This window comes from Nocardia sp. CWNU-33 (genome assembly GCF_046764895.1).
Lineage (GTDB): Bacteria > Actinomycetota > Actinomycetes > Mycobacteriales > Mycobacteriaceae > Nocardia.
The window spans coordinates 1-4,291 of record NZ_JBKOQN010000085.1 but is presented as its reverse complement, the minus strand read 5'-3'; the positions used below and the strand labels follow the sequence as shown (position 1 = coordinate 4,291).

The window sequence follows — 4,291 nt, the reverse complement described above, 5'->3', positions numbered from 1 at the left end:
GCCGGACTGGTATCGGACGCGGGGGTTGGAAAGGTTGAGTCACCGGCCGCGGTGGGGCGATGAGCCGGACAGGTGCCGGCGGAATCGGGGAACTCACCGGGACGGGTTCCGGGGCCAGGGGTTCGGCGACCGGAGGTTCCGGGGTCGAGGGTTCGGGGGTTGAGGGTTCGGCGGGTGCGGAATCCGTCACGGGCTCAGCCGGTTCGGCCGGTTCGGTCGGGGCAGGTCGGCGGGTACGCAGCAGCACCGCCAGCCCGTGTGTGTCGATCAACAGAGCAGCCGGGGCGATCACCGCAAGAGCTGCAGAGCCGTACCCGTGACCGGACACCAGAGCGTGAGCGATGTTTCCGCCGATCGAGACCGCAGCCCCGGCGACCAGGACACATTCGAACCATTTGCGGCCGTCGGTGTCGGCCAACGCCAACACAGCGATGGTGGCCTGAATGATGGTGCCGTCCACGATGACCGGGAACAGCCACGCCAGCCCTTCGGGCGTGTGCGCTTTCTTCGCGAGGTCCTCCAGCGCCGCGAACGACAACACGAACGCGGCAACACCGATGACCACGACCACGAGAACGGCAGACCAGCGAGCCCACGCCATTCCTTTGGACTGCTGATCCGCCGCGCTCACGGTCACGCCGCCTTGGACTCGGCTGCGGACTTCTCGGCGGCAGCCTGTTCGGCGCGGGCGTGCTCGGCCGCATCGTGAGCCATCAGCAGTTCCGGCAATCGCTGTGCCAGCTCACGCACGTGTTCGATGTCCAGGAACATCGTCGCGTGCGAGCTGCCGCGGTTGCTGTCCAGGCAGATCCACACCGTTGCCGAACGGTTGTAACCGTGCTCGGTGATCGTGGCCGGGTGATAGACGACATCGATCTGATCGCATGACCCCGCCGAGGTCGAAATGTGCGACATGACGATCACGCAGCCTTCGCGGCGGCAGGCTGGTTGACCTTCGCACCGGAGTTGTCGCCCTTGATGCCACCGGCATAGAAGTTGAAGCCCTGGTACTTGAACTCGCCCTGCCCCATCACGCGCGGCTCAGCTTGCAGACCCTCCAGCTCGACCTGCCGCATACCCGGCAACACCTCAGCAGTAGAGGGAACCGGCTGAACATTCGCCAGGAAGATCAGCTGGAAGCTGGCGCGCTTGGAGTTGGTCTCCGACGGATCGGTGACGGTGGCCTTCCACATCAGCAGGCCCGAACCGGTGCCGGTCTTCGGGTCGAAGTCGTAGCGCTGCTCAGGGGCAGCGTTGCGGTCCTGGTTGTACTTGGTCAGCGGCTCGATCTGGCCGACCAGCACCAGGCCCAGCGGGAAGGCTTCGGCGTGGGAGATGGGGAAGCGGTAGCCCTTGAGCGCCATCGAAATCAGCTCCTTGTCGTATGTCTCGTGTCATCTCGGTGGATCGGAATCCCTTGCTGACCAGTACTTTCCAAGAAATTCCGAGACATGAAGACCACATACGTGGACATCTAGGGACGTCCTAGCTACGATTAAGTCGTCCCTACTCGTCCCGGGAGATGGAATGGCAAACGAGCGACTTCGTGAAGCGCTGCTACGCAACGGCGTGAACATCGACCATGTGGCCGAGGCGACCGGTGTCGATCAGAAGACTGTTGAGCGGTGGATCACCAAAGGCCGTGTTCCGTACCCCAAGCACCGACACGCAGTTGCTTCCCTGGTCAAGGAGACCGTGAACTATCTCTGGCCGGATGCTGTTTCCCCAGAACGACGTTCAGCCATAGCCGAATCTGAGGTCGTGAAGGTCTTTCCCCATCGCAGTTCGGTACCTGCTGACCTCTGGGGCAGGCTTCTCGACAACGCAAACGATCGAATCGAGATCCTCGTACTCGCTGGACTGTTCCTCGCTGAAGACCCGTCATTCACTCGAAAGGTCAAGCAGAAGGCCGCGAACGGCACATCGATTCGGCTGCTGTTCGGCGATCCGAAAGCGGACGAGGCGAAGAAGCGGAGCAGTGAGGAACGTCTTGCCGACGGCACGGTTTCAGCGCGCATCCGAAATGCTTTATCCCTGATCACGCCGTTGGCGTCGATCGACGGCGTGGACCTTCGCTACCACGACACCACGCTGTACAACTCCGTATTTCGGTTCGACGACGAGATGATCGTCAACATGCACGTTTACGGACAGCCAGGGGCCTACGCCCCTGCGATGCACCTTCGCCGATTGGCGGGCGGAGACCTCTTCGAAACGTATGTAACCAGCTTCGAACAGGTTTGGGCCGGCTCGAAGCCCGCAGACCTACAGGCGAGCGTGGCATGAGGATCGACTACTTCAACGACCCCGATGCCCCAGAGGCGAACAGCCTCAAAGTTGCGGTCAGCGCATTCGTCCAAGACTCGGACGGACGAATCCTCATGATCCACCGCACCGACAACGACAAGTACTCGATTCCCGGCGGAGGTATGGAAGTCGGGGAGACGGTTGCCGACGCGGTAGTGCGAGAAGTCGCCGAGGAGACCGGAATCCAAGTCCGACCCCTCGGAATCGTCGGGATCTTCTCGGACCCGTGTCACGTTATCGCCTACGACGACGGCGAGGTACGACAGGAATTCTCGATCTGCTTCGCGGCAGAGCCGATCGGCGGAACGCCCTCGACCAGCTCGGAATCCAAGGCGGTGCGGTGGGTTCCTCTCGAGGAAATCTCGGGGCTCGATATCCATCCGTCGATCACGGCGAGAATCCAACGCGGACTGCAGCCGTCGGCCGAGCCCTATTTCACCTGAAGTCGCAACCGGCCTTCGGTCAGGTCGACAGCCTCGCGCAATGTCGGTTCAGCTTCGCGCACAGACCGGGCAACCACGTCAGCCTCTCCGTACCTGCGGTAAACATCTGTCAGACGTTCGGTCAGAGTCACGTCCGTCCCATCTGCTGTGGTTGTCATGTCGGCCCACCAGAGCGCATCGCGCAGTGGTGTCCGTTCGTCTGGCCAGTCGAGGGCGACTCCGCGGTTCCGTGCCTCCACGCAGGCGCATGAGTGGTTCGCGACAAGAGCGCACAGCCGGTCGGATGCGTCCAATTGCCGAAGGAATGTGGCACCGTCGACCGGATGGAACCCGGTTCGGATGAGGCTTGGCGCATACCCCACGTCATGCAGCCAGCCTGCAGCTATCAGCAACACCGGATCGTCCACGATGTCACTCGCTAGCGCCGCACGCCGCGCTACACCTTCGACGTGCCGCAACCTGCGCGGCAGTGTATGCAGGTGTTCGTGTGCGAGTTCTGCCGCCCATCTAACGAGGTCTTGCGCCATACATCCAAGGTATCGGCTTCGGCCGGCTATCTCAGAGCACGCATCCGTTCCCGGGTAAGCAGGCGGTCAGACAGGGGTGGACTCAGCCGGACGGACTCGGCGACTTTCGCTTTAGTTTCCTCTCAAAGTCGCCTGTGACTCGGTGCAACCAGTACAGTTGAGTCGTCACGCGAGTGATGCTGGGCGGTGGGACGCCGTTGGCGCGACGCCCCACCTGATGGGTCACCTAGCCCCTAGACCAGCGGACCAGCATGAGCGCCCCGGCGATCACGGCAGCTGAAGCAAGCACGATGCCGTAGTCGACCGGGGCCTTGCTCTTTGCCCGGCGATGTTTCGCCATCTCCCACCACCTCCTTCCTCGGCGCGATGCGGCCTGGACCAGCTGCCACACCGCCCCTGAGCTGGAGGTGATCACAGCGTACTTGAGCAGCCCGAGCGGAATCGCAAGAACAGCAACCGATTCCACGACGAGACCCCTGTGTCCGACACCCCCAGTTGCAGAGCGCCCGTCACCTCACGGAGTTGTTGCTGAATTTCGCTATATAGAGTCAAGGCGCCTGCGGCGGCGCATACGCGCCGCCGCCGCGCAACCGGCGTGCCTGGCTGCGCTGGCGGCCCACCGGGCGCGTCGGCAGCACGTATGCGCCAACAGCCTGCGCCCGACTCCTGATTGCTCACTACTGCACCGACCCCCGGTTCGGCCGGCACTCTGCCCGATCGACGGCCACCAGCACACCGACTCTCATACGGTGCTGCCGCACGAGCTTCGCTCGCTTGCCTCATAAGACTCTGCCGAACCTGCGTAGGCGGTCACCGAGCCGTCACCGGTCAGCCGAAAGGCCGGGCCCCTTTTCCCAAGCACCCAAGCTTCTCACCAGGTCGGACTGTGTCAACGGAACGCGAATCATGACCACTTTCCGGAATCCGAATCCTGACCCCCTGGCCGGTGGGTTGATGGTTCATTCTTCTGTTGTTCCGGCAGCGGGAACGCGGCCGAGGTCGCGGTCTTTGAGC

Annotated in this window: 6 protein-coding genes; 2 read left to right on the top strand and 4 right to left on the bottom strand. The window is 62.9% G+C overall.

The window, feature by feature from the left end:
• From ACLMAL_RS39350 to ACLMAL_RS39340, 3 genes are all read right to left on the bottom strand, one after another.
• The coding region (locus ACLMAL_RS39350) for a DUF2637 domain-containing protein (RefSeq protein ID WP_412003725.1) at positions 1-631 on the bottom strand (631 nt) is incomplete at its 3' end.
• Positions 632-633: 2 nt separating this feature from the next.
• Positions 634-915 (bottom strand): hypothetical protein, encoded by a 282-nt coding sequence (locus ACLMAL_RS39345; RefSeq protein WP_412003724.1) that lies wholly within the window; start codon positions 913-915, stop codon positions 634-636.
• 5 nt (positions 916-920) lie between these two features.
• Positions 921-1,364, bottom strand: a complete 444-nt coding sequence (locus ACLMAL_RS39340) for a hypothetical protein (RefSeq protein WP_412003723.1) — start codon at positions 1,362-1,364, stop codon at positions 921-923.
• A 163-nt stretch (positions 1,365-1,527) separates the two neighbouring features.
• Between ACLMAL_RS39340 and ACLMAL_RS39335 the strand changes: the two genes are divergently transcribed.
• Together ACLMAL_RS39335 and ACLMAL_RS39330 are read left to right on the top strand one after the other, a co-directional pair.
• Complete coding sequence (locus tag ACLMAL_RS39335; protein WP_412003722.1) at positions 1,528-2,286, top strand: DUF5919 domain-containing protein; 759 nt, start codon at positions 1,528-1,530, stop codon at positions 2,284-2,286.
• Positions 2,283-2,750: an NUDIX hydrolase gene (locus ACLMAL_RS39330; RefSeq protein ID WP_412003721.1), complete on the top strand. Its 468-nt coding sequence runs from the start codon at positions 2,283-2,285 to the stop codon at positions 2,748-2,750. Before ACLMAL_RS39335 ends, ACLMAL_RS39330 begins: the two co-directional genes overlap by 4 nt.
• On the opposite strand, the gene ACLMAL_RS39325 is transcribed toward ACLMAL_RS39330, so the two are convergent.
• Positions 2,738-3,277 (bottom strand): HD domain-containing protein, encoded by a 540-nt coding sequence (locus ACLMAL_RS39325; protein WP_412003720.1) that lies wholly within the window; start codon positions 3,275-3,277, stop codon positions 2,738-2,740. The two genes, ACLMAL_RS39330 and ACLMAL_RS39325, sit on opposite strands and share 13 nt — an antisense overlap.
• Between the last annotated feature and the right edge of the window lie 1,014 nt (positions 3,278-4,291).